Here is a 21827-nt window from a genome sequence, read left to right as displayed (position 1 = left end):
GTCACAATGGAAAAGGTTGTCATTGTTGATGCGATTCGCACCCCGATGGGCCGTTCAAAAGGCGGCGCATTCCGTAACGTGCGGGCGGAAGATCTCTCCGCGCACCTGATGCGTAGCCTGCTGGCGCGTAACCCGGCGCTGGACCCAGCAGCGCTGGACGATATTTACTGGGGCTGCGTGCAGCAGACGCTGGAGCAGGGCTTTAACATCGCCCGTAACGCGTCCCTGCTGGCGGAGATCCCGCATTCGGTTCCGGCCGTCACCGTCAACCGTCTTTGCGGTTCGTCGATGCAGGCGCTGCACGACGCGGCGCGGATGATCATGACCGGCGATGCGCAGGCCTGTCTGGTGGGCGGCGTGGAGCACATGGGCCACGTGCCAATGAGCCACGGGGTCGATTTCCATCCAGGCATGAGCCGCAACGTGGCGAAAGCCGCCGGTATGATGGGTCTGACCGCCGAGATGCTCTCCCGTCTGCACGGCATCAGCCGTGAGATGCAGGATGCGTTTGCCGCGCGCTCGCATGCCCGCGCCTGGGCCGCCACGCAGTCTGGTGCCTTTAAGAATGAGATCATCCCAACCGGCGGTCACGACGCAGACGGCGTACTGAAGCAGTTCAGCTACGACGAAGTTATCCGTCCTGAAACAACCGTTGAAGCGCTTTCTACCCTGCGTCCGGCGTTTGATCCGGTCACCGGTACGGTAACGGCGGGCACCTCGTCTGCCCTGTCCGACGGTGCCGCCGCGATGCTGGTGATGAGCGAGAGCCGCGCCCGCGAATTAGGCCTGACGCCACGCGCCCGCGTGCGTTCGATGGCAGTCGTGGGCTGCGATCCTTCCATCATGGGCTACGGCCCGGTTCCGGCATCAAAACTGGCGCTGAAAAAAGCGGGGCTGAGCGCAAGTGATATCGATCTCTTTGAGATGAACGAAGCGTTCGCCGCGCAGATCCTGCCGTGCATTAAAGATCTGGGGCTGATGGATCAGATCGACGAGAAGATTAACCTCAACGGCGGCGCGATCGCCCTCGGTCACCCGCTGGGCTGTTCCGGGGCGCGTATCAGTACCACGCTGATTAACCTGATGGAACGCAAAGATGCCCAGTTCGGACTGGCAACGATGTGTATTGGGTTGGGTCAGGGTATCGCGACGGTGTTTGAGAGGGTGTAAATAAGGAAAAGTATCTCAAAGCCAATGACGTCAGAACAAGGCGGCAAGCGAGCGAATCCCGATGAGCTTACATTAGTAAGTGATTCGGGTGAACGAGCGCAGCCAACGCAGTTATGGCGCCATTGGCGAAGAGAGACAGTTTAGTTGCCGTTCTTCCCGCCTGTCAGGGGCGGGTTTTTTACGTTATTGCAGCAGCGAAATATCCGCCACGCGCAGGAACAGCTCACGCAGTTTCTCAAGCATCGATAGACGGTTAATCCGCAGCTCTTTATCTTCCACGTTCACCATCACCTTCTCGAAGAAGGCGTCGATGACGTCACGCAGCTCCGCCAGCTCCACCAGCGCTTCCTGGTAGCGACCTTCCGCGAAATACGGCTCCAGCTTGTCGCGCAGCACCACAACCTGCATCGCCAGAGAAATCTCTTCCGGCTCTTTCAGGGTTGCAGCGTTGACGCGCTCGTTCAGCGTCTCGTCGGATTTCGCGAGGATGTTGGATACACGCTTGTTGGCCGCGGCCAGCGCAGACGCCGCTTCCAGCGTACGGAAGTGGGATACCGCTTTCATACGCGCATCGAAATCTGCCGGACGGGTCGGACGACGCGCCAGCACCGCCTGAATGGTATCAACGGAGTAACCTTCGTCCTGATACCACGCGCGGAAACGACCGAGCATAAAGTCGATAACATCATCCACAACCTTCACGTTGGTCAGCTTATCGCCGTACAGACGTACCGCTTCTTCGGTCAGCGTTTGCAGATCGAGGTTGAGGTTCTTCTCTACGATGATTCGCAGCACGCCCAGCGCAGCACGACGCAGCGCGAACGGGTCTTTGTCGCCTTTCGGATGCTGACCGATACCGAAGATACCCGCCAGGGTGTCCATCTTATCGGCAATCGCCACGGCGCAGGCAACCGGGTTAGACGGCAGATCGTCACCGGCAAAGCGCGGCTGATACTGCTCGTTCAGGGCTACCGCCACGTCTTCCGCTTCGCCATCGTGACGCGCGTAGTGCATGCCCATCACGCCCTGGGTGTCGGTAAATTCGAACACCATGTTGGTCATCAGGTCGCACTTGGAGAGCAGGCCCGCACGGGTAGCGTGGTTAACGTCGGCGCCAATTTCACGGGCAATCCAGCCGGACAGCTCCGCGATACGGTCGGTCTTGTCGCGTAGCGTACCCAGCTGCTGCTGGAACAGTACGGTTTGCAGACGCGGCAGGTTGTCTTCCAGACGTTTTTTACGGTCGGTATTGAAGAAGAACTCGGCATCCGCCAGACGCGGACGCACCACTTTCTCGTTACCGGAGATAATCTGGCTCGGATCTTTCGATTCGATGTTCGCCACGAAGATGAAGTTTGGCAGCAGCTTGCCGTCGTTGGCGTAAACCGGGAAGTACTTCTGGTCACCCTTCATGGTGTAAACCAGCGCTTCTGCCGGAACGGCCAGGAATTTCTCTTCGAATTTCGCGGTCAGTACAACCGGCCATTCGACCAGCGAAGTCACCTCTTCCAGCAGGCTGTCGCTCAGATCGGCATTACCGCCAATTTTGCGCGCCGCGTCTTCTGCGTCCGCTTTGATTTTGGCTTTACGCTGTTCGTAGTCAGCAATGACCTTGCCGCGCTCCAGCAGGATCTGCGGGTACTGGTCAGCATTGTCGATAGTGAACTCCGACTCGCCCATAAAGCGATGGCCGCGGATCACGCGATCGGACGCCACGCCCAGAATGGTCGCCGGGATAACGGTATCGCCCAGCAGCAGGGTCACGGTGTGAACCGGACGCACAAAGTGTACGTCGGACGCGCCCCAGCGCATCAGCTTAGGAATCGGCAATTTTGCCAGCGAGGTCGCGATCATGTCAGGCAGCAGCGCTTCGGCGCTTTCGCCTTTCACATGGGCACGGTACAGCAGCCATTCACCTTTGTCGGTGGTCAGACGCTCAGCCTGATCAACGGTGATGCCGCAGCCGCGCGCCCAGCCTTCTGCCGCTTTGCTCGGCTTGCCTTCCGCGTCGAACGCCTGAGCAATGGCCGGGCCACGTTTTTCAACTTCGCGATCCGGCTGGGACGCCGCCAGGTTTGCCACTTTCAGCGCCAGACGACGCGGCGCAGCAAACCACTCAATTTTACCGTGCGCCAGGCCAGCGTTATCCAGCTCAGCAGTGACGTTCGCAGCGAAAGATTCAGCCAGGCTGCGCAGGGCTTTTGGTGGCAGCTCTTCAGTGCCGATTTCCACCAGGAAAGTTTTCTCAGACATGGCCGCCTCTTATTTGTTTCGGTTGCACATCGGGAAGCCAAGGGCTTCACGGGACGCGTAGTAAGCTTCTGCAACGGCTTTGGTCAGGGTACGAATACGCAGAATGTAGCGCTGACGTTCAGTCACGGAGATCGCTTTGCGGGCATCCAGCAGGTTGAAGCTGTGGGCAGCCTTCAGAATACGCTCGTAGGCAGGCAGCGGCAGCGGAGTCTCCAGCGCCAGCAGCTGCTGGGCTTCTTTCTCGTACTGCTCGAAGCAGGTGAACAGGAAGTCCACGTCCGCGTATTCGAAGTTATAGGTGGATTGCTCCACTTCGTTCTGATGGAACACGTCGCCGTAGGTGGTTTTACCCAGCGGGCCGTCGCTCCAGACCAGGTCGTAAACGCTGTCTACGCCCTGAATGTACATGGCCAGACGTTCCAGACCATAGGTGATTTCGCCGGTAATCGGTTTACATTCCAGACCGCCAACCTGCTGGAAGTAAGTGAACTGGGTCACTTCCATGCCGTTCAGCCACACTTCCCAACCCAGACCCCAGGCACCCAGCGTTGGGTTTTCCCAGTTATCTTCCACGAAACGAATGTCGTGAATGGTTGGATCCATACCCAGCTCTTTCAGTGACCCGAGGTACAGTTCCTGAATGTTGTCGGGTGATGGCTTAATCACCACCTGGAACTGATAGTAGTGCTGCAAACGGTTCGGGTTTTCGCCGTAACGGCCATCGGTCGGACGACGGGATGGCTGCACATAGGCGGTCGCCATTGGCTCTGGCCCTAACGCGCGCAGGCTGGTCATCGGGTGTGAGGTGCCTGCGCCAACTTCCATGTCCAAAGGTTGAACAATGGTGCAGCCCTGACGAGCCCAGTAATCCTGTAAGGTCAGGATCAGGCCCTGGAAGGTCTTGGTATCAAACTTTTGCATAGTATTTCGTGCTGGATACGTGTGGTTTTAAATGGAAGGGATCAGTATACCCGCTGGCTGCAAGATATACAGTACGAAACGGGGTTGTTTAGGGAAAATTGGGGAATAAGCCCTACAGCCAAAACCTGCGAAGGCTCTGGTTGCTGCTTATACGAGCAATTTAACGCATTGAGAGATGTAAAAACTGGCCGTCTGCATCAAAAGAGCAGACAAAGCCCTCTTTACGCGCCGTATAGCCTTTCAGTTCATAGCTGCCCTGAAAGCGCTCGAAGCCGTTTATATGAATTTTCTGTGCTTCGGAATTATAGCGGTGAGCCGCCTGATCCCTGCACAGCTGTTCCATATTCAGGGAACGCTCCGGGCTCATTTTCCCCTGCTGCGCTTTTTGGACAGGTATCTCCTCAGAAGCACTGCATCCTGTTAATAAGAGCAGCAGAAAGAGTGACACCCCACGCTTCATCATCATTTTTATTACCGCCCTGGTCAGTGGCTGTTATTTTTAGTAGCAACACGTTTATAGATTAAAGTCCGTCATTCTGCGAATCTCGCCAGCTCCCTACAAGTTAGCCTGGCTAAACTCAGAATTTTCCAAGGGAAAAGTTTTACACAATCGCAGTCACACTTTTTTTATCAGGAATACAGAGGAACTGATGCAGTCAAAAATTAACTGGATTGATAACCTGCGGGGAATAGCCTGTCTGATGGTGGTGATGATCCACACAACGACCTGGTATGTCACGAACGCGCACAGTATCAGCCCTGTTAACTGGGATGTCGCCAATATTCTGAACTCGGCCTCCCGCGTGAGCGTCCCGCTGTTCTTTATGATTTCCGGTTTTCTCTTTTTTGGCGAGCGTAGCGCGCAGCCAAGACATTTCATCCGTATTGTCTCCTGTCTGCTGTTTTACAGCGCCATTTCGCTGCTCTATATCATCCTGTTCACTTCAATTAACGCTGAACGTTCTCTGCTCAATTTGTTGCAAAAACCGGTGTTCTATCATCTGTGGTTTTTCTTCGCGATAATCGTTATCTATCTGGTGTCACCGTTAATTCAGGTAAAAAACGTCAGCGGTAAAATGCTGCTGGCCTTGATGGTAATAATCGGGATCGTGGCCAACCCGAATACCGTTTCACAGAAAATTGATGGCTTTGAATGGCTGCCCGTTAACCTTTATATCACCGGGGATACGTTTTATTACGTGCTGTACGGCATGCTGGGGCGCGCCATTGGCATGTTGGAGACGCAAAAGCGAGGAATAAACTGGCTATGCGCGGCCGCGTTTCTCGTCGGTGTGTTTATTATCTCTCGCGGGACGCTGCATGAGCTGCAATGGCGCGGCAACTTTGCCGATACCTGGTATCTCTACTGCGGGCCGATGGTCTTTATCTGCGCGATCTCTCTGCTGACGCTGGTTAAAAACACCCTGAATGCCCGCCCGCTTCCGGTGCTGGGGTTTATCTCTCGCCACTCGCTGGGCATTTACGGTTTTCACGCGCTGGTGATCCACGCCCTGCGCACCCGCGGCGTTGAGCTTAAAAGCTGGCCGGTGCTGGATATTGTCTGGATATTTACCGTTACGCTGGTTGTCAGCCTGCTGCTGTCAATGTTGCTGCAAAGAATCGATACGCGCAGGTTTGTAAGCTAACCCGGTTGAAGGCTGGTAGGCCGGGTAAGCATTAGCGCCACCCGGCTCCTGTTTATGACATTAGCGGCAAAAGCTGCTGATAGATTTTGCGGAACACGTCTCGTCTTTCAGCATAGCGAGCATGATTTTTCGCATCAGTACGATGCTGCCGTTCAAGCGGCAGCTGGGGCAAAAGCTGGTGCAGTGGTTTATCCGGGTTCAGCGCAATTTGCGCCAGCCGTGCCGCACCGAGCGCCGGGCCGACATCGCCTCCCGTACGATAGTCCAGCTGCAACCCGCTGATATCGGAAAGCATTTGCCGCCAGTAGCTGCTTCGTGCACCGCCGCCAATTAACGTAATGCTGGATGGCGTCAGTCCACAGTCATGCACGACATCCATTCCGTCCGCCAGAGCATAGCCAACGCCTTCAAGCACCGCGCGCGCAAGCTCTGCCGGGCCGTGCTGATAGGTAAGACCGAAGAACACCCCTTTCGCTTCCGGGTTGTTATGCGGCGTCCGCTCGCCGGAAAGGTACGGTAAAAACCAGACCGCACCGGCATTATCATCTGCCTGCTGTGCCGCTGTGATAAGCGCCGGGACGTCCGCCATTCCGGTTAGCTTTGCCGCCCAGTCGAGGCAGGAAGCCGCGCTCAGCATCACCGACATCAAATGCCATTTACCCGGCAACGCGTGGCAGAAGCTGTGTACGGCGCTTCCAGGGTTGCTACGATACCCGTCACTGACGGCAAAATAGACGCCGGAGGTACCGAGTGAGAGCATGGCCTGCCCTGCCTCGACCATCCCCACGCCGACCGCACCCGCCGCATTATCGCCGCCGCCGGCGACGACAGGTACGGCTGGCATGTTCCAGCGTTCAGCAACAGAAGGCTGTAAAGCCCCCGTGATTTCACTGCCTTCAAACAGCGCAGGCATATGGTCGCGCGTCAGCTGGCAGGCATCCAGCATCGCCTCGCTCCAGTCCCGTTTCGCCACGTCGAGCCACATCGTGCCCGCGGCGTCAGACATGTCGCTGGCAAAATCCCCTGTCATGCGAAAACGCAGGTAGTCTTTCGGCAACAGAACCTTCGCCACCTGACGAAAAATCTCAGGCTCATGGCGCTGCACCCACAGGAGTTTTGGCGCGGTAAAACCGGGCATCATCAGGTTGCCCGTAATTTCACGGGATGCAGGCACACGCTCCTCAAGGATCGCGCACTCTTCCGCACAGCGGCCATCGTTCCAGAGAATAGCCGGGCGCAGAACGCGATGCTGACTATCCAGTAACGTTGCGCCATGCATTTGCCCGGCAATGCCCAGCGCTTTCACGTCGCGCAGGCTATGCTGCTCGCCTAAGGCTTTCATCGCACGCTCTGTCGCCTGCCACCACTGCTCCGGATCTTGTTCCGACCAAAGCGGATACGGACGTGAAACCTGCAACTTTTCAGTCTGCGTGGCTAATACATCGCCCTGCTCGCTTAACAGGATGGCTTTCACCCCCGACGTGCCAAGATCGATCCCGATATACATGTGGTGGCTCCTTTGACGAAAATGCCCGGTGGCGCTGCGCTTACCGGGCCTGGATGCTGTTATTTATCGAACAGGTAGTGATTGACCAGGTTTTCCAGCAGCTCCTGATGGCCGCTCTGATGCTGCGGCGCAAGCTGATGCTGTTCAGCGTACTTCGCGATCTCCGCAAGCGATAACTGACCTTTCAAAATTTGCTGGCCCAGCTCACTGTTCCAGCCGCTGTAGCGCTTCGCCACGCGCTTATCCAGCTCACCGTCTTCAATCATACGGGCCGCTACTTTCAGCGCCAGCGCCATGGTGTCCATCGCGCCAATATGCCCGTAGAACAGATCGTATTTGTCGGTGCTCTGGCGACGCACTTTGGCGTCGAAGTTCAGGCCGCCGGTGGTGAAACCGCCCGCTTTGATGATCTCGTACATCACCAGCGCATTCTCTTCCACGCTGTTCGGGAACTGGTCGGTATCCCAGCCCAGCTGTGGATCACCACGGTTAGCATCGACAGAGCCGAAGATGCCCAGTGCAATCGCAGAGGCAATTTCGTGATGGAACGAGTGGCCCGCCAGGGTAGCGTGGTTAGCCTCAATATTCACTTTGATCTCTTTTTCCAGACCAAACTGCTTCAGGAAGCCATACACGGTGGCGACATCATAATCATACTGATGTTTGGTTGGCTCCTGTGGTTTTGGCTCAATCAGCAGCGTACCGCGGAAACCGATTTTGTGTTTGTGGTCCACAACCATCTGCATAAAGCGACCAATCTGCTCACGCTCCTGACGCAGGTCGGTATTCAGCAGCGTTTCATAGCCTTCACGACCGCCCCAGAGTACATAGTTCTCACCGCCCAGCTGATGCGTGGCGTTCATCGCGGTCACGACCTGGGTTGCCGCCCAGCTGAAGACTTCCGGGTCCGGGTTGGTTGCCGCACCCGCGCCATAGCGAGGATTGGTAAAGCAGTTAGCCGTACCCCAGAGCAGCTTCACGCCGCTTTGCTGCTGTTTTTCAGCCAGTACGTCGACCATCTGCGCGAAATTGTTCAGATACTCTTTCAGCGATGCCCCTTCCGGCGACACGTCCACATCGTGGAAACAGTAGTACGGCACGTTCAGCTTATGGAAGAACTCGAACGCGACGTCGGCTTTACGCTTCGCCAGCTCAATGGCCTCGCCCGGCTGTTGCCATGGACGGTCAAAAGAGCCCACGCCGAACATATCGGCACCGTTCCAGCAGAAGGTGTGCCAGTAGCAGGCGGCAAAGCGCAAGTGATCTTCCATGCGCTTACCCAGCACCAGCTCATCCGGGTTGTAGTGACGAAATGCTAAAGGATTGGTCGTTTTCGTGCCTTCGAAACGAACGCGATCGAGTTGGTCGAAATAAGCTTGCATATTGAGCTCCATAATCAGGGTATGCGGCGTGGTCTTGCTTCTGGAGTAATAGTGAATAGACATTGGAGGTTGCTCAATTACGTTATTTCACACTGCTATTGAGATAATGCGCAATTGTGCGCTGGCTCGCAAAATAATGCGCAGACAAACTATTTTTCGGCGCGCATTCCAGAATCAAATGTAATTAATAGGTTACGCTTTTTAAAATCCGATCGCGGTCATAAATTCAGAAATAAACCAAATATCGTAATGAGAAGATAAAAATCTGTAATTGCCAGCAGGCCTTTCCACGTTAAAAATTTGCTGCGTCTCAGCAGTGAACGTTTCTTTTATCTCAGCTACACATACCCCTACAAAAAGGCCTAATAATTATGAAGATAAAGAACCTGACCCTAACGCTCTGCACTACTCTCCTGCTTGCAAGCTTTGCCGGACACGCCAAAGAGGTCAAAATCGGCATGGCGATTGATGACTTACGCCTGGAGCGCTGGCAAAAAGATCGCGATATCTTTGTTAAAAAAGCGGAATCTCTCGGCGCGGAGGTGTTCGTTCAGTCCGCTAACGGCAACGAAGAGACGCAAATGTCGCAAATCGAGAATATGATCAACCGTGGCGTCGATGTGCTGGTCATTATCCCGTATAACGGCCAGGTATTAAGCAACGTGGTGAAAGAAGCGAAACAGGAAGGGATAAAAGTCCTGGCTTATGACCGCATGATTAATAATGCCGATATTGATTATTATATTTCGTTCGACAATGAAAAGGTGGGTGAATTACAGGCTAAAAGCCTGGTCGCAAAAGTGCCTCAGGGGAATTATTTCCTGATGGGCGGCTCGCCTGTGGATAACAACGCCAAACTGTTCCGCCAGGGACAAATGAAAGTGCTGAAGCCGTATATCGACGAGGGCAAAATTAAAGTCGTCGGCGACCAGTGGGCTGACGGTTGGTTACCGGAAAACGCGCTGAAAATTATGGAAAACGCGTTGACCGCAAATAACAACAAAATCGATGCGGTGGTGGCCTCTAACGATGCCACTGCGGGTGGCGCCATTCAGGCGCTGAGCGCGCAGGGTCTGGCCGGGAAAGTCGCTATTTCCGGCCAGGACGCCGACCTTGCGGGTGTAAAACGCATCATCGCGGGTACCCAGACCATGACGGTGTATAAGCCCATTACCGAGCTTGCCAATACGGCCGCCGAAATTGCCGTTGAGCTGGGCAATGGCCAGCAACCTAAAGCAGACGCGACGTTAAATAACGGCCTGAAAGACGTACCTGCTCGCCTGCTTACCCCTATCGAAGTCAACAAAGAGAATATTGACGCCACCGTGGTGAAAGACGGTTTCCATAAGAAGAGTGAACTGTAATCCAGCGCAGCCCCTGCCCGGCAGGGGCGCATTGACCTGCCCTGTTCATCTGTTGGGCTATGCGGAGCAGTTATGTCTTATTTACTTGAAATGAAAAGCATCACCAAAGCCTTCGGAGCGGTGAAAGCAGTCGATAACGTAAGCCTGCGGCTGAATCCCGGCGAAGTGATGTCGCTGTGCGGCGAAAATGGCTCGGGAAAATCCACGCTGATGAAAGTGTTGTGCGGGATCTACCCGCACGGCAGCTACGAGGGCGAAATCGTTTTTGCCGGTGAGGTGCTCCAGGCCACGCACATTCGCGATACCGAACGTAAAGGCATCGCTATCATTCACCAGGAGCTGGCGCTGGTGAAGCACCTTACCGTGCTGGAAAATATCTTTCTCGGTGCCGAACTCTCACGCCACGGCGTACTGGATTACGACACCATGACGCTGCGCTGCGAAAAACTGCTGGCTCAGGTGAGCCTGGCTATCTCACCGGATACGCGCGTGGGCGACTTAGGTTTAGGCCAGCAGCAGCTGGTCGAGATCGCCAAGGCGCTGAACAAACAGGTGCGCCTGCTGATCCTCGACGAACCAACCGCCTCACTCACCGAACAGGAAACCGCCGTACTGCTCAATATCATCCGCGATCTGCAAAACCACGGTATCGCCTGCATCTATATTTCGCACAAGCTCAATGAGGTGAAAGCCATTTCCGACACCATCTGCGTCATCCGCGACGGGCAGCACATCGGCACGCGTGAAGCAGAAGGCATGAGCGAGGATGACATCATCACCATGATGGTGGGTCGCGAACTCACCGCGCTGTATCCCAACGAACCGCACACCATCGGCGAAGAGCTCCTGCGCGTGGAAAACCTGACGGCGTGGCATCCCGTTAACCGCCATATCAAGCGCGTGGATAACCTCTCCTTCTCGCTGCACCGCGGCGAAATTCTCGGCATTGCGGGTTTAGTGGGTGCGGGAAGAACCGAGGCCGTGCAGTGTCTCTTTGGCGTCTGGCCGGGGCGCTGGGAAGGCAAAATTTATATCGACGGTCAGCCGGTAAAAATCGACAACTGCCAGCAGGCTATTGCTAAGGGCATTGCCATGGTGCCAGAAGACCGCAAAAAAGACGGCATCGTGCCGGTAATGGCGGTGGGAAAAAATATCACGCTGGCGGCGCTCAGCCAGTTTTCCGGCGCGCTGAGCAGCCTGGATGATGCCGCAGAACAGCAGTGTATTCTCCAGTCGCTTGCCCGGCTCAAGGTGAAAACCTCCTCGCCGGAGCTGGCGATAGGACGCCTGAGCGGCGGCAACCAGCAGAAAGCGATTCTGGCGCGCTGCCTGCTGCTTAATCCGCGCATTTTAATTCTGGACGAACCCACCCGCGGGATCGATATCGGCGCGAAGTATGAAATCTACAAGTTGATCAACCAGCTTGTACAGCAAGGGATTGCCGTCATTGTTATCTCGTCCGAATTGCCTGAAGTGCTGGGGCTGAGCGACCGCGTGCTGGTCATGCATGAAGGGAAACTCAAAGCCAACCTGAACAACCAAAACCTGACGCAAGAGCAGGTGATGGAAGCTGCCTTAAGGAGCGAACGCCATGTCGAAAAGCAACCCGTCTGATATTAAAGTCGCTGTTCCGACGCCCGGTGCGTTCGCAGGACTTAAATCGCTGAATCTGCAAGTTTTTGTAATGATTGCCGCCATTATCGTGATCATGTTGTTCTTTACCTGGATGACCGATGGCTCCTATTTAAGCGCACGTAACGTCTCTAACCTGCTGCGTCAGACCGCCATCACCGGGATCCTGGCGGTGGGGATGGTCTTTGTGATTATCTCAGCAGAAATTGACCTGTCGGTAGGGTCGATGATGGGTCTGCTCGGCGGCGTGGCGGCAATTTTTGACGTCTGGCTAGGCTGGCCGCTGCCGCTGACGATTGCGGTCACGCTGGTGCTGGGTCTGCTGCTGGGGGCGTGGAATGGCTGGTGGGTGGCCTACCGTAAAGTCCCGTCGTTTATCGTCACCTTAGCGGGGATGCTGGCCTTCCGCGGCATTCTGATTGGGATCACCAACGGCACCACCGTCTCCCCGACCAGCGCCTCGATGTCCCAGATTGGCCAAAGCTACCTCTCTGATGGCGTCGGTTTTACGATCGGCGTGGTTGGGCTGATGGCGTTTGTCGCGTGGCAATGGCGAGGACGCATGCGTCGCCAGGCGCTGGGGCTGACCTCGCCTGCCTCAACCTCGGTTGTCGGCCGTCAGGCGCTTACTGCGGTGATTGTGCTGGGGGCCATCTGGCTGTTAAACGATTATCGCGGTGTCCCAACGCCCGTTCTGCTGCTGGCGCTGTTGCTGTTAGGTGGGATGTTTATGGCCACACGTACCGCATTCGGTCGCCGTATTTATGCCATCGGCGGCAATCTGGAAGCCGCGCGTTTATCTGGTATCAACGTAGAACGCACCAAACTCGCCGTCTTTGCCATCAACGGCCTGATGGTGGCCATCGCGGGGCTGATCCTCAGTTCGCGACTGGGGGCGGGCTCCCCGTCTGCGGGTAACATTGCCGAGCTGGACGCCATCGCCGCCTGCGTGATTGGCGGGACCAGCCTCGCCGGGGGCATTGGCAGCGTGGCGGGGGCGGTGATGGGCGCATTTATTATGGCTTCGCTGGATAACGGGATGAGTATGATGGACGTGCCGACGTTTTGGCAGTATATCGTCAAGGGTGCCATTCTTTTGCTGGCAGTCTGGATGGACTCTGCCACCAAGCGGCGCGCCTGATAACACTATCGTGACTAATTTGGGAAATGAGCCATGTTTGAAAAGCGTCACCGCATTACGTTGTTATTCAATGCCAACAAAGCCTATGACCGGCAGGTGGTTGAAGGGGTTGGCGAATATTTGCAGGCGTCGCAATCCGAATGGGATATTTTCATCGAAGAAGATTTTCGTACCCGTCTGGAGAACATCAAAGACTGGCTGGGAGATGGGGTCATCGCTGACTTTGACGACCCCGTGATTGAACAGTTGCTGAGTGGCGTCGACGTGCCTATCGTGGGCGTTGGCGGCTCTTACCATACACCGGAACATTACCCCCCCGTTCACTATATCGCCACGGATAACCATGCTCTGGTCGAGACCGCCTTCCTCCATTTAAAGGAGAAAGGCGTACATCGTTTTGCGTTTTACGGATTGCCCGCCACCAGCGGAAAGCGCTGGGCGATGGAGCGTGAATATGCCTTCTGCCAGCTGGTTGCCCAGGAGAAGTATCGCGGCGTCGTTTATCAGGGGCTGGAAACCGCGCCAGAAAACTGGCAGCACGCACAAAATCGCCTGGCTGACTGGCTGCAAACTCTGCCGCCCCAGACAGGGATTATCGCCGTGACGGACGCCCGCGCCCGCCACGTATTACAGGTGTGCGAACATTTGCATATTCCGGTGCCTGAAAAGCTGTGCGTGATTGGTATTGATAACGAAGAGCTTACGCGCTATCTGTCGCGCGTGGCGCTCTCATCCGTGGCTCAGGGTACCCGTCAGATGGGCTATCAGGCCGCAAAGCTGCTGCACAGACTGTTAGACAACGAATCCCTGCCGCTCCAGCGTCTGCTGGTTCCGCCCGTTCGCGTGGTCGAGCGTCGCTCAACTGACTACCGCTCCTTAAACGATCCGGCCGTGATTCAGGCGATGCACTACATTCGCAATCATGCCTGCAAAGGGATTAAGGTCGATCAGGTGCTCGATTCGGTCGGCATTTCACGTTCGAATCTGGAGAAGCGGTTCAAAGAGGAAGTCGGTGAGACGATTCACGCCGTGATCCATGCGGAAAAGCTGGAGAAAGCGCGCAGTCTGCTGATCTCCACCTCGCTGTCGATCAACGAGATTTCACAGATGTGCGGCTATCCGTCGCTTCAGTATTTCTATTCGGTGTTCAGAAAAGAGTATGACACCACGCCGAAGGAGTACCGGGAACGGTACAGTGAAGTCCTGCTCTAGAAAAAAGAACGCCTTCCAGTGGAAGGCGTTTTTCATTACATATGTGCGGCAATCAGACGCTGGTTATCCTGGTACATGGAGAACAGGTAATTGTTATAACGCTGTCCCTGAGTGGAATAACCTTTCAGCTTGTGGATCATCGCCGTAGCCGTTACTTCCTGATCCGCCTTACGCAGCTGAGCGCGTGACTTACGGAACGAGGAGTAGGCCGGGTGGGTGTTCAGGTTCACCACATAGGCATTCACGGAATCTTTCACCGATTCAAACTGTGAATAGCCCTTCACCTTGCCGGGTGCATTAGTACAACGACCTTTTGCGCATTTCATGCCAAACAGATTGTTGTTGTTGCGTGCCAGCTTCGAGGTGCCCCAACCGCTTTCGGCGGCGGCCATTGTCGCGACCATACTGCCTGGAATAATGTCCACACGCTCTAACAGAGTATTCCACGGCACACGACGCGTGTTCCCGCTCCACTTCACTTTATAGCGTTTGGCGATGTCTTTCAGGCGAGTGCGCTCAGACGGCGACCAGCGGCTATCGTACTGTTTGGAGATCAGCCAGTTACGATCCGCAGTAATCGCGGCATTTTGACTTTTAATGTAAGGCATTACCGTCCGGAGAAACGCTTTTTTCCTTGGTGTCCCGGAAGGGTATTTTCGCAAATCAGGAAGTGAACTACTCTTTGCACTATTGCGAGAATACTCTTGTTTACTGCTAACCTTACTGCTTGTCGTCTTTATTACGTGGGCTTTCTTACTCGTTGTATCCGCGTGCGTCTTTGCAAGCACCTCACCTGAAAATGCCATGGTGAGTAACATGAGTATCGCGGCCCCATATCGTCGAATGGGAGTCGATATCATTAGGTCTCCTGGTCGGATATAAACATTCCAACACCTTATTTTCTTCAAAAATTTGAGAGCGGAATCTCAAATCATACCAAAAATAGTCCTCAAGAGCACGTATACAAATAGTCCAATTCCGAAACTATGTCATCCGGAACATGCTCATTAAATCACCAGCACTAGAAAAATGTGCGCGATATCGCAGATAACTGCCTAATTTTGCGCGGGATCACTCATCCCTTCGCGTCCTCCTGGCAGAAAGCCTCAGAGGAGGAGTTTTTCCCCTGAGCCGAGTGGCACACTGGTCAAAAATGCCGCGACAGGAAAATGGAATGAAACGCACTGCATTAGCTGTTCTGATGTTACCCGCATTCGCGCATGCCGACTGGTCATCGCCGGGATTTAACGCGTTTAGCGCTGAAGGTACCGGCGTCTTTACCAGCCAGGCAACGCTTGCGAAGGGTACCCGCCCGCTGACGTTGAGTCTTGATAACGCGTGCTGGCAGCCGACAGGTGCCATTAAGCTCAACGAGATGCTGTCGCTCAAACCCTGCGAAGGGACCCCACCGCAGTGGCGGTTATTCCGTGACGGCGTTTATCAGATGCGTATTGATACGCGCTCGGGAACGCCGACGCTGATGTTGACGGTACAAAGTGCGGCGCCACAGCCTGTCGCAAACGTTACCCGCCAGTGCCCGAAGTGGGACGGCAAACCGCTCACGATCGATGTCGTTAACACCTTTCCGGAAGGCACGGTGGTGCGTGATTTTTACAGCAAACAGACCGCGACCGTTCAAAACGGCAAAGTAATTCTTCAGCCAGCCGCCAACAGCAATGGCCTGCTGCTGCTTGAGCGCGCCGAGACGGACAAACCCGCGCCATTCAGCTGGCAAAACGCCACCGTCTATTTCGTGCTGACCGATCGCTTCGTAAATGGCGACCCCACCAACGACAACAGCTATGGCCGCCATAAAGACGGTATGCAGGAGATTGGTACTTTCCACGGCGGCGATCTGAAAGGGCTTACCAGCAAACTGGATTACCTTCAGCAACTGGGCGTGAATGCGCTCTGGATAAGCTCACCGCTGGAGCAAATCCACGGCTGGGTTGGCGGCGGCACCAAAGGGGATTTCCCCCACTACGCCTATCACGGCTATTACACTCAGGACTGGACGAAACTCGACGCCAACATGGGCAGCGAAGATGATTTACGCCAGCTTGTCGACGACGCGCACAGGCGCGGTATCCGCGTCCTGTTTGACATTGTCATGAACCACGCGGGTTATGCGACGCTTGCAGATATGCAAGAGTATCAGTTTGGCGCGCTCTATTTGCAGGGCGATGAGCTGAAAAAAACCCTCGGCGAGCGCTGGTCTGACTGGAAGCCAGGCGCGGGTCAAAGCTGGCACAGCTTCAACGATTACATCAACTTCAGTGACAAAGCCGCATGGGAAAAATGGTGGGGTAAAAAATGGATCCGTACCGATATCGGTGATTACGACAACCCGGGCTTTGACGATCTGACCATGTCGCTGGCCTTCCTGCCTGATCTGAAAACGGAATCTAAGATCCCGTCAGGTTTGCCGAACTTTTATCAACACAAGCCCGATACCAACGCGAAAGTGATGACGAATTTCACGCCGCGAGATTACCTGACTCACTGGCTCAGCCAGTGGGTACGTGACTACGGCATCGACGGCTTCCGGGTCGATACCGCTAAGCACGTTGAGCCTGAAGCCTGGCAGCAACTGAAAAACCAGGCCAGCCAGGCGCTGGCCGCGTGGAAAGCCGCCAACCCGGACAAAAAACTCGACAATGCGCCATTCTGGATGACCGGTGAATCCTGGGGCCACGGCGTGATGCAGAGCGATTATTACCGCCACGGTTTCGATGCGATGATCAACTTTGACTATCAGGAGCAGGCGGCGAAAGCGGTGGACTGTCTGGCCGATATGGATTTGACCTGGCAGCAAATGGCAGAAAAGCTGCAAAGTTTTAATGTGCTGAGCTATCTCTCCTCCCATGATACTCGTCTGTTCCGTGAAGGGGGCCAGCGCGCCGCTGAGTTACTGCTGCTGGCACCGGGAAGCGTCCAGATCTATTACGGCGATGAATCAGAGCGTCCATTCGGCCCGACGGGCTCCGATCCGCTACAGGGAACCCGTTCGGATATGAACTGGCAGGACGTCACGGGTAAACAGGCGTTAACTGTCGCCCACTGGCAGCTTCTGGGGCAGTTCCGCGCCCGTCATCCGGCGGTGGGTGAAGGCAAGCAAACAACGCTGTCGATGAAAGAAGGCTACGGCTTTGTGCGCGAGCACAAGGGCGATAAGGTGATGGTGGTGTGGGCGGGTAATCAATAGACCCCCTCACCCTAACCCTCTCCCCAGGGGCTGAGGGATCCCCAGTAATTTGAAAGCAAAAGCTATAACGTTGCCTCAGAATAACTGAGGGCTTTCAGCGATGCCTCGGTCCGGCTGTAAATCGCTGAGGCGTTTCCTGTAGGCCGGGGCGAGGCGCAGGGATGCGCCGAGAGGGCGGGCTTTACAGGGATGTTACCTCCGCCCGTCCCCGATAAGCCGGAAGGAATAAGCCGAAGGCACCGCGAAGCGGCGATTTACCGCCGGAAGCCAGGGTCGCCAGGGTGGTGGCGACTGAGCCACCCTGGCACGTTCACCGGTTATGTCGTGACAGAGTAGCAAGGAGCATAACGTGAACGGAATGACCACCAGAGCCGTATGTTCCCCCTCACCCCAGCCCTCTCCCTCAAGGGAGAGGGGGCCGTCTGTGCAGGCATTATTTTGTGGGGAACTCTCAGCCTCAGGGGGAGAGGGCCGGGGTGAGGGGCATTCACCAGAACAATTCACCACACAAATACAAACCCGCCACATAAAACAACAAATCCGACCACATCCGCCGATTTGCACCAACACGGTGCTGGCGTTATGGTTACTGCCTTTCATATTAAGCCCGACAGATCACCTGCTATGACGTTTTCACTATTCGGCGACAAATTTACCCGCCATTCAGGCATTACCCGCCTGATGGAGGACCTCAACGACGGGCTGCGCACCCCAGGCGCTATCATGCTTGGCGGCGGAAACCCGGCTCAAATTCCGGAGATGAACACCTACTTCCAGACGCTGCTGGCAGAGATGCTGGAAAACGGTAAAGCAACCGATGCGCTATGTAATTACGACGGCCCTCAGGGTAAAACAGAACTACTGACGCTTCTGGCGGCAATGCTGCGGGAAGCGCTGGGTTGGGATATCGAACCACAGAATATTGCACTGACAAACGGCAGTCAGAGCGCGTTTTTCTACTTATTCAATCTGTTCGCCGGACGCCGCGCCGACGGCACCACGAAAAAAGTGCTGTTCCCGCTGGCACCGGAGTATATCGGCTATGCCGATGCCGGCCTCGAAGAAGACCTGTTTGTTTCCGCACGTCCGAATATCGAGTTGCTGCCAGAGGGCCAGTTCAAATATCACGTCGATTTTGAACATCTGCATATCGGTGAAGAGACGGGCATGATCTGCGTATCACGTCCCACCAACCCGACGGGCAACGTGATCACCGACGACGAGCTGATGAAGCTGGATGCGCTGGCGAATCAGCACGGCATCCCGCTGGTGATCGATAACGCCTATGGCGTACCGTTCCCGGGGATCATCTTCAGCGAAGCGCGTCCGCTATGGAACCCGAATATCATCCTCTGCATGAGCCTCTCCAAGCTGGGCCTGCCGGGCAGCCGCTGCGGCATTATCATTGCTAACGAGAAAATCATCACCGCCATTACCAACATGAACGGCATTATTAGCCTTTCCCCTGGCGGCATCGGCCCGGCGATGATGTGCGAGATGATCAGGCGTAACGACCTGCTGCGCCTGTCGAATGAGGTGATTAAGCCGTTTTACTCTCAGCGCGTTCAGGAAACCATCGCCATCCTTCGCCGCTACTTACCGGAAGAACGCTGCCTGATCCATAAACCGGAAGGGGCAATTTTCCTGTGGCTGTGGTTTAAGGATCTGCCCATTACGACAGAGCTGCTTTATCAGCGTCTGAAAAAACGTGGCGTACTGATGGTGCCAGGGGATTACTTCTTCCCGGGGCTGGATAAGCCGTGGCCGCACACGCACCAGTGCATGCGCATGAACTACGTCCCGGACCCGGAAAAAATCGAAGCGGGTGTGAAAATTCTCGCCGAAGAGATTGAGAACGCCTGGCGCGAGGCCGGTTAATAAAACCTCAGGCCAGATTACGCAGCCGTTCCGCGCGTAATCTGGCGGGGTCTATGCAGCGCAGCGCGTGGGTGGGACAGGCTTCGACGCAGGCGGGGCCGCCCTCGCGATGCGCGCACAAATCACATTTCAGCGCCTGAACGCGATCTTCCACGACCCGAACCTGCATTGCCCCGAACGGGCACGCCACCATACAGCTTTTGCAGCCGATACAGCGAGCCTGCTCAACGAGCCAGGCTCCCGCAGCACGGTGAATGGCCCCCGTCGGGCAGACATTCGCGCAGGGCGCATCTTCACACTGGTGGCAGCCCACGGCCGTGGTGAAGGTACCCCCCTTAACCACGCGGATCCGTGACGTAAGCGCTTCTGGCGTGGCGCTGCTTTGATGCGACATCATGCACGCCACCTCACAGGTGCGGCACCCGATACATTTTTCTGGATCCGTCAGAATAAATCGGTTCATCAGTTACGCCTCGCGCACGTTAAACCCCAGTTCTTTCGAGATAGCTTCCGCCGTGTCACGCAGCGGTTTTAGCAAGTTTTTCTCACCCACCTGCTTCATGCGCGACGTCGACAGCGAAATGGAGATGGCATAGGGCACGCGCCCGTGAATATCAAAGACCGGCACGGCGATACATGACACACCCAGCTCGTTCTCTTCTTTATCCATCGCCATACTGTGATCGCGAATTTCCGCCAGCTCATCATACATCGCGCTCAGTTCGGTGATGGTGTTGCGGGTCAAAGGTTGGATCTGTTCCTGGTGGCTTTCCCAGTAGCTCGCCACGTAATCCTGATGACCAAACGCCATATAGATTTTGCCCATCGCAGAACAATAGAGCGGCATATGCTGGCCGATATATGCGCGCGTGCGCAGCATACCGGTTGTCGGCTCAAGCTTATAAATCAGGATCGCGTGGTCATCTTCACGGCTGGAGAAGTTGACCGTTTCGCCGGTGGCAATGTTCAGCGCCTCGAGGTGCGGCGCCGCCACGTGAATAATATTGAGCGATGAAAGCGCCTTTTGCCCGACGGCGATAAATTTGGTGGTCAGACGATAGCTCCCTGCCGCCGGCGCCGGCGTCACGTACCCGCACGACTGCAACCCCTGCAATAACCGGTGCACGGTGCTTTTATTCAGCCCCGCCAGTTCTGATAAATGCGCAAGCGGACACCCGTTCGGATAGTTACTGAGGATTTCAATCAGCATCAGGCCGCGAAACAAGCTCTGGCTACCTGCTGGCCTCTCTTTTTCTTGCGTCATTTCGCTCTCTTTTATGCTCATCAAATGGCTCCTGTTTATCGCGCCCTGATGGTAGCGCAAAGTGTGGTTTAGTTCACGATCTCAACAGAAAAAACACAACCATTTGATTTTAATCGATTTTGAAAAACGTGAATGTCGTTGATCTGACAAAATTTGATCGTTATATTTGAAATCAGATTTCGTATAGTGAAATTTGGCGATAAAAAAGCACTCGCACTTGCCCCTAAAAAAACAGGAGAACAGGGATGAAAGTGACCTTCGAAGAGTTGAAAGCGGCGTTCAATCGGGTTCTGCTCGATCGCGGTGTAAAAGCGGATACCGCAGACGCCTGCGCCGAGATGTTCGCCCGCACCACGGAGTCCGGCGTTTATTCACACGGCGTCAACCGCTTCCCGCGATTTATTCAGCAGCTTGACGCAGGCGACATCATCCCTGACGCCCAGCCGAAACGCGTAACGACATTAGGCGCCATCGAACAGTGGGATGCCCAGCGTTCCATCGGCAACCTGACGGCGAAGAAGATGATGGACCGTGCTACCGAGCTGGCGTCCGATCACGGGATCGGCCTGGTGGCGCTGCGTAACGCTAACCACTGGATGCGCGGCGGCAGCTACGGCTGGCAGGCGGCGGAGAAAGGCTATATCGGCATCTGCTGGACCAACTCTATTGCCGTGATGCCCGCGTGGGGATCAAAAGAATGCTGCATCGGCACAAACCCGCTGATCGTCGCTATCCCGTCGAATCCAATCACCATGGTCGATATGTCGATGTCGATGTTCTCCTACGGCATGCTGGAGGTGAATCGCCTGGCCGGACGCGAATTACCGGTCGACGGCGGCTTTGACGATGAAGGCAACCTGACCAGAGAGCCGGGCGTGATTGAGAAAAACCGTCGCATTCTGCCCATGGGCTACTGGAAAGGTTCCGGCTTGTCGATTGTGCTCGACATGATCGCCACCCTGCTCTCTGACGGCGCGTCCGTCGCGGAAGTGACCCAGGACAACAGCGACGAATACGGCGTATCGCAGATCTTTATCGCCATCGAAGTGGATCGCCTGATCGACGGTCCAACCCGCGATGCCAAACTACAGCGCATCATGGACTTCATCACCACCGCAGAACGCGCTGATGAAAATGTCGCCGTCCGTCTGCCAGGTCATGAGTTCACACGCCTGCTGGAGGAGAATCGCCGCAACGGCATCACGGTTGACGACAGCGTGTGGGCGAAAATCCAGTCTCTGTAAGGAGTGGG

At 55.4% G+C, this 21827-nt stretch carries 17 protein-coding genes; 9 read left to right on the top strand and 8 right to left on the bottom strand.

The features are described 5' to 3' along the window. The first annotated feature begins 6 nt into the window (after positions 1 to 6). On the top strand, positions 7 to 1170 hold the full coding sequence (gene fadA, locus ACOTX5_RS18715; protein ID WP_000416981.1) for an acetyl-CoA C-acyltransferase FadA: 1164 nt from the start codon (positions 7 to 9) through the stop codon (positions 1168 to 1170). 183 nt (positions 1171 to 1353) lie between these two features. On the opposite strand, the gene glyS is transcribed toward fadA, so the two are convergent. From glyS to ACOTX5_RS18700, 3 genes are all read right to left on the bottom strand, one after another. Then, on the bottom strand, positions 1354 to 3423 hold the full coding sequence (glyS, locus tag ACOTX5_RS18710; protein WP_032620459.1) for a glycine--tRNA ligase subunit beta: 2070 nt from the start codon (positions 3421 to 3423) through the stop codon (positions 1354 to 1356). 9 nt (positions 3424 to 3432) lie between these two features. Then, on the bottom strand, positions 3433 to 4344 hold the full coding sequence (gene glyQ / locus ACOTX5_RS18705) for a glycine--tRNA ligase subunit alpha (protein WP_003860141.1): 912 nt from the start codon (positions 4342 to 4344) through the stop codon (positions 3433 to 3435). A gap of 160 nt (positions 4345 to 4504) precedes the next feature. Continuing rightward, on the bottom strand, positions 4505 to 4810 hold the full coding sequence (locus ACOTX5_RS18700; protein WP_017693801.1) for a YsaB family lipoprotein: 306 nt from the start codon (positions 4808 to 4810) through the stop codon (positions 4505 to 4507). Positions 4811 to 4994: 184 nt separating this feature from the next. On the opposite strand from ACOTX5_RS18700, the gene ACOTX5_RS18695 reads away from it, so the two are divergent. Further along, positions 4995 to 5990 carry an acyltransferase gene (locus ACOTX5_RS18695; RefSeq protein WP_045911885.1) on the top strand — a complete coding sequence of 332 codons (996 nt, stop codon included), beginning with the start codon at positions 4995 to 4997 and terminating at the stop codon, positions 5988 to 5990. Positions 5991 to 6042: 52 nt separating this feature from the next. Here the strand turns inward: ACOTX5_RS18695 and xylB are convergent, their stop codons facing one another. Together xylB and xylA are read right to left on the bottom strand one after the other, a co-directional pair. Beyond that, complete coding sequence (gene xylB, locus ACOTX5_RS18690) at positions 6043 to 7497, bottom strand: xylulokinase (RefSeq protein WP_045911884.1); 1455 nt, start codon at positions 7495 to 7497, stop codon at positions 6043 to 6045. A gap of 59 nt (positions 7498 to 7556) precedes the next feature. Beyond that, the gene (gene xylA, locus ACOTX5_RS18685; protein WP_026080557.1) at positions 7557 to 8879 is read right to left on the bottom strand and encodes a xylose isomerase; all 1323 of its coding nucleotides are present in this window, start codon (positions 8877 to 8879) and stop codon (positions 7557 to 7559) included. Between the two features lie 371 nt (positions 8880 to 9250). Between xylA and xylF the strand changes: the two genes are divergently transcribed. The 4 genes from xylF to xylR all read left to right on the top strand — a co-directional run bounded on the left by xylF (position 9251) and on the right by xylR (position 14228). After that, positions 9251 to 10243, top strand: coding sequence for a D-xylose ABC transporter substrate-binding protein (gene xylF / locus ACOTX5_RS18680; protein WP_006808602.1), 993 nt, complete (start codon positions 9251 to 9253; stop codon positions 10241 to 10243). 72 nt (positions 10244 to 10315) lie between these two features. After that, the gene (locus ACOTX5_RS18675) at positions 10316 to 11857 is read left to right on the top strand and encodes a xylose ABC transporter ATP-binding protein (RefSeq protein ID WP_015572746.1); all 1542 of its coding nucleotides are present in this window, start codon (positions 10316 to 10318) and stop codon (positions 11855 to 11857) included. Next, a complete protein-coding gene (gene xylH / locus ACOTX5_RS18670; protein WP_017693799.1) occupies positions 11835 to 13016 on the top strand; it encodes a xylose ABC transporter permease XylH in 1182 nt (393 codons plus the stop codon). Before ACOTX5_RS18675 ends, xylH begins: the two co-directional genes overlap by 23 nt. Positions 13017 to 13049: 33 nt before the next feature. After that, the gene (gene xylR / locus ACOTX5_RS18665) at positions 13050 to 14228 is read left to right on the top strand and encodes a D-xylose utilization transcriptional activator XylR (protein WP_003860152.1); all 1179 of its coding nucleotides are present in this window, start codon (positions 13050 to 13052) and stop codon (positions 14226 to 14228) included. Between the two features lie 35 nt (positions 14229 to 14263). Here xylR and ACOTX5_RS18660 read toward each other — a convergent pair whose 3' ends face one another. Then, positions 14264 to 15088, bottom strand: coding sequence for a protein bax (locus ACOTX5_RS18660; RefSeq protein WP_023295596.1), 825 nt, complete (start codon positions 15086 to 15088; stop codon positions 14264 to 14266). Between the two features lie 314 nt (positions 15089 to 15402). Here ACOTX5_RS18660 and ACOTX5_RS18655 point away from each other — a divergent pair, with 314 nt between their 5' ends. Beyond that, positions 15403 to 17433 carry an alpha-amylase gene (locus ACOTX5_RS18655; protein ID WP_045911883.1) on the top strand — a complete coding sequence of 677 codons (2031 nt, stop codon included), beginning with the start codon at positions 15403 to 15405 and terminating at the stop codon, positions 17431 to 17433. 624 nt (positions 17434 to 18057) lie between these two features. After that, positions 18058 to 19311 (top strand): valine--pyruvate transaminase, encoded by a 1254-nt coding sequence (avtA, locus tag ACOTX5_RS18650; RefSeq protein ID WP_015572749.1) that lies wholly within the window; start codon positions 18058 to 18060, stop codon positions 19309 to 19311. Between the two features lie 7 nt (positions 19312 to 19318). Here avtA and ACOTX5_RS18645 read toward each other — a convergent pair whose 3' ends face one another. Next, positions 19319 to 19774, bottom strand: a complete 456-nt coding sequence (locus tag ACOTX5_RS18645) for a 4Fe-4S dicluster domain-containing protein (protein ID WP_023295598.1) — start codon at positions 19772 to 19774, stop codon at positions 19319 to 19321. A 3-nt stretch (positions 19775 to 19777) separates the two neighbouring features. Continuing rightward, positions 19778 to 20596, bottom strand: a complete 819-nt coding sequence (yiaJ, locus tag ACOTX5_RS18640; protein WP_015572751.1) for an IclR family transcriptional regulator YiaJ — start codon at positions 20594 to 20596, stop codon at positions 19778 to 19780. Positions 20597 to 20820: 224 nt separating this feature from the next. Here yiaJ and yiaK point away from each other — a divergent pair, with 224 nt between their 5' ends. Next, positions 20821 to 21819, top strand: coding sequence for a 3-dehydro-L-gulonate 2-dehydrogenase (yiaK, locus tag ACOTX5_RS18635; RefSeq protein WP_015572752.1), 999 nt, complete (start codon positions 20821 to 20823; stop codon positions 21817 to 21819). The last annotated feature ends 8 nt before the right edge of the window (positions 21820 to 21827 follow it).

It is taken from the genome of Enterobacter cloacae complex sp. IR5441, assembly GCF_049238215.1.
Taxonomy (GTDB): Bacteria; Pseudomonadota; Gammaproteobacteria; order Enterobacterales; family Enterobacteriaceae; genus Enterobacter; species Enterobacter hormaechei_C.
The sequence above is the reverse complement of the archived record's forward strand: the minus strand, read 5'-3'. Positions and strand labels throughout refer to the sequence as shown.

Excerpts from the sequence above, each read along its gene's own strand:
- fadA (WP_000416981.1), top strand. The coding sequence starts at position 7 with ATGGAAAAGGTTGTCATTGTTGATGCGATTCGCACCCCGATGGGCCGT.
- glyS (WP_032620459.1), bottom strand. The coding sequence starts at position 3,423 with ATGTCTGAGAAAACTTTCCTGGTGGAAATCGGCACTGAAGAGCTGCCA.
- glyQ (WP_003860141.1), bottom strand. The coding sequence starts at position 4,344 with ATGCAAAAGTTTGATACCAAGACCTTCCAGGGCCTGATCCTGACCTTA.
- ACOTX5_RS18700 (WP_017693801.1), bottom strand. The coding sequence starts at position 4,810 with ATGATGATGAAGCGTGGGGTGTCACTCTTTCTGCTGCTCTTATTAACA.
- ACOTX5_RS18695 (WP_045911885.1), top strand. The coding sequence starts at position 4,995 with ATGCAGTCAAAAATTAACTGGATTGATAACCTGCGGGGAATAGCCTGT.
- xylB (WP_045911884.1), bottom strand. The coding sequence starts at position 7,497 with ATGTATATCGGGATCGATCTTGGCACGTCGGGGGTGAAAGCCATCCTG.
- xylA (WP_026080557.1), bottom strand. The coding sequence starts at position 8,879 with ATGCAAGCTTATTTCGACCAACTCGATCGCGTTCGTTTCGAAGGCACG.
- xylF (WP_006808602.1), top strand. The coding sequence starts at position 9,251 with ATGAAGATAAAGAACCTGACCCTAACGCTCTGCACTACTCTCCTGCTT.
- ACOTX5_RS18675 (WP_015572746.1), top strand. The coding sequence starts at position 10,316 with ATGTCTTATTTACTTGAAATGAAAAGCATCACCAAAGCCTTCGGAGCG.
- xylH (WP_017693799.1), top strand. The coding sequence starts at position 11,835 with ATGTCGAAAAGCAACCCGTCTGATATTAAAGTCGCTGTTCCGACGCCC.
- xylR (WP_003860152.1), top strand. The coding sequence starts at position 13,050 with ATGTTTGAAAAGCGTCACCGCATTACGTTGTTATTCAATGCCAACAAA.
- ACOTX5_RS18660 (WP_023295596.1), bottom strand. The coding sequence starts at position 15,088 with ATGATATCGACTCCCATTCGACGATATGGGGCCGCGATACTCATGTTA.
- ACOTX5_RS18655 (WP_045911883.1), top strand. The coding sequence starts at position 15,403 with ATGAAACGCACTGCATTAGCTGTTCTGATGTTACCCGCATTCGCGCAT.
- avtA (WP_015572749.1), top strand. The coding sequence starts at position 18,058 with ATGACGTTTTCACTATTCGGCGACAAATTTACCCGCCATTCAGGCATT.
- ACOTX5_RS18645 (WP_023295598.1), bottom strand. The coding sequence starts at position 19,774 with ATGAACCGATTTATTCTGACGGATCCAGAAAAATGTATCGGGTGCCGC.
- yiaJ (WP_015572751.1), bottom strand. The coding sequence starts at position 20,596 with ATGAGCATAAAAGAGAGCGAAATGACGCAAGAAAAAGAGAGGCCAGCA.
- yiaK (WP_015572752.1), top strand. The coding sequence starts at position 20,821 with ATGAAAGTGACCTTCGAAGAGTTGAAAGCGGCGTTCAATCGGGTTCTG.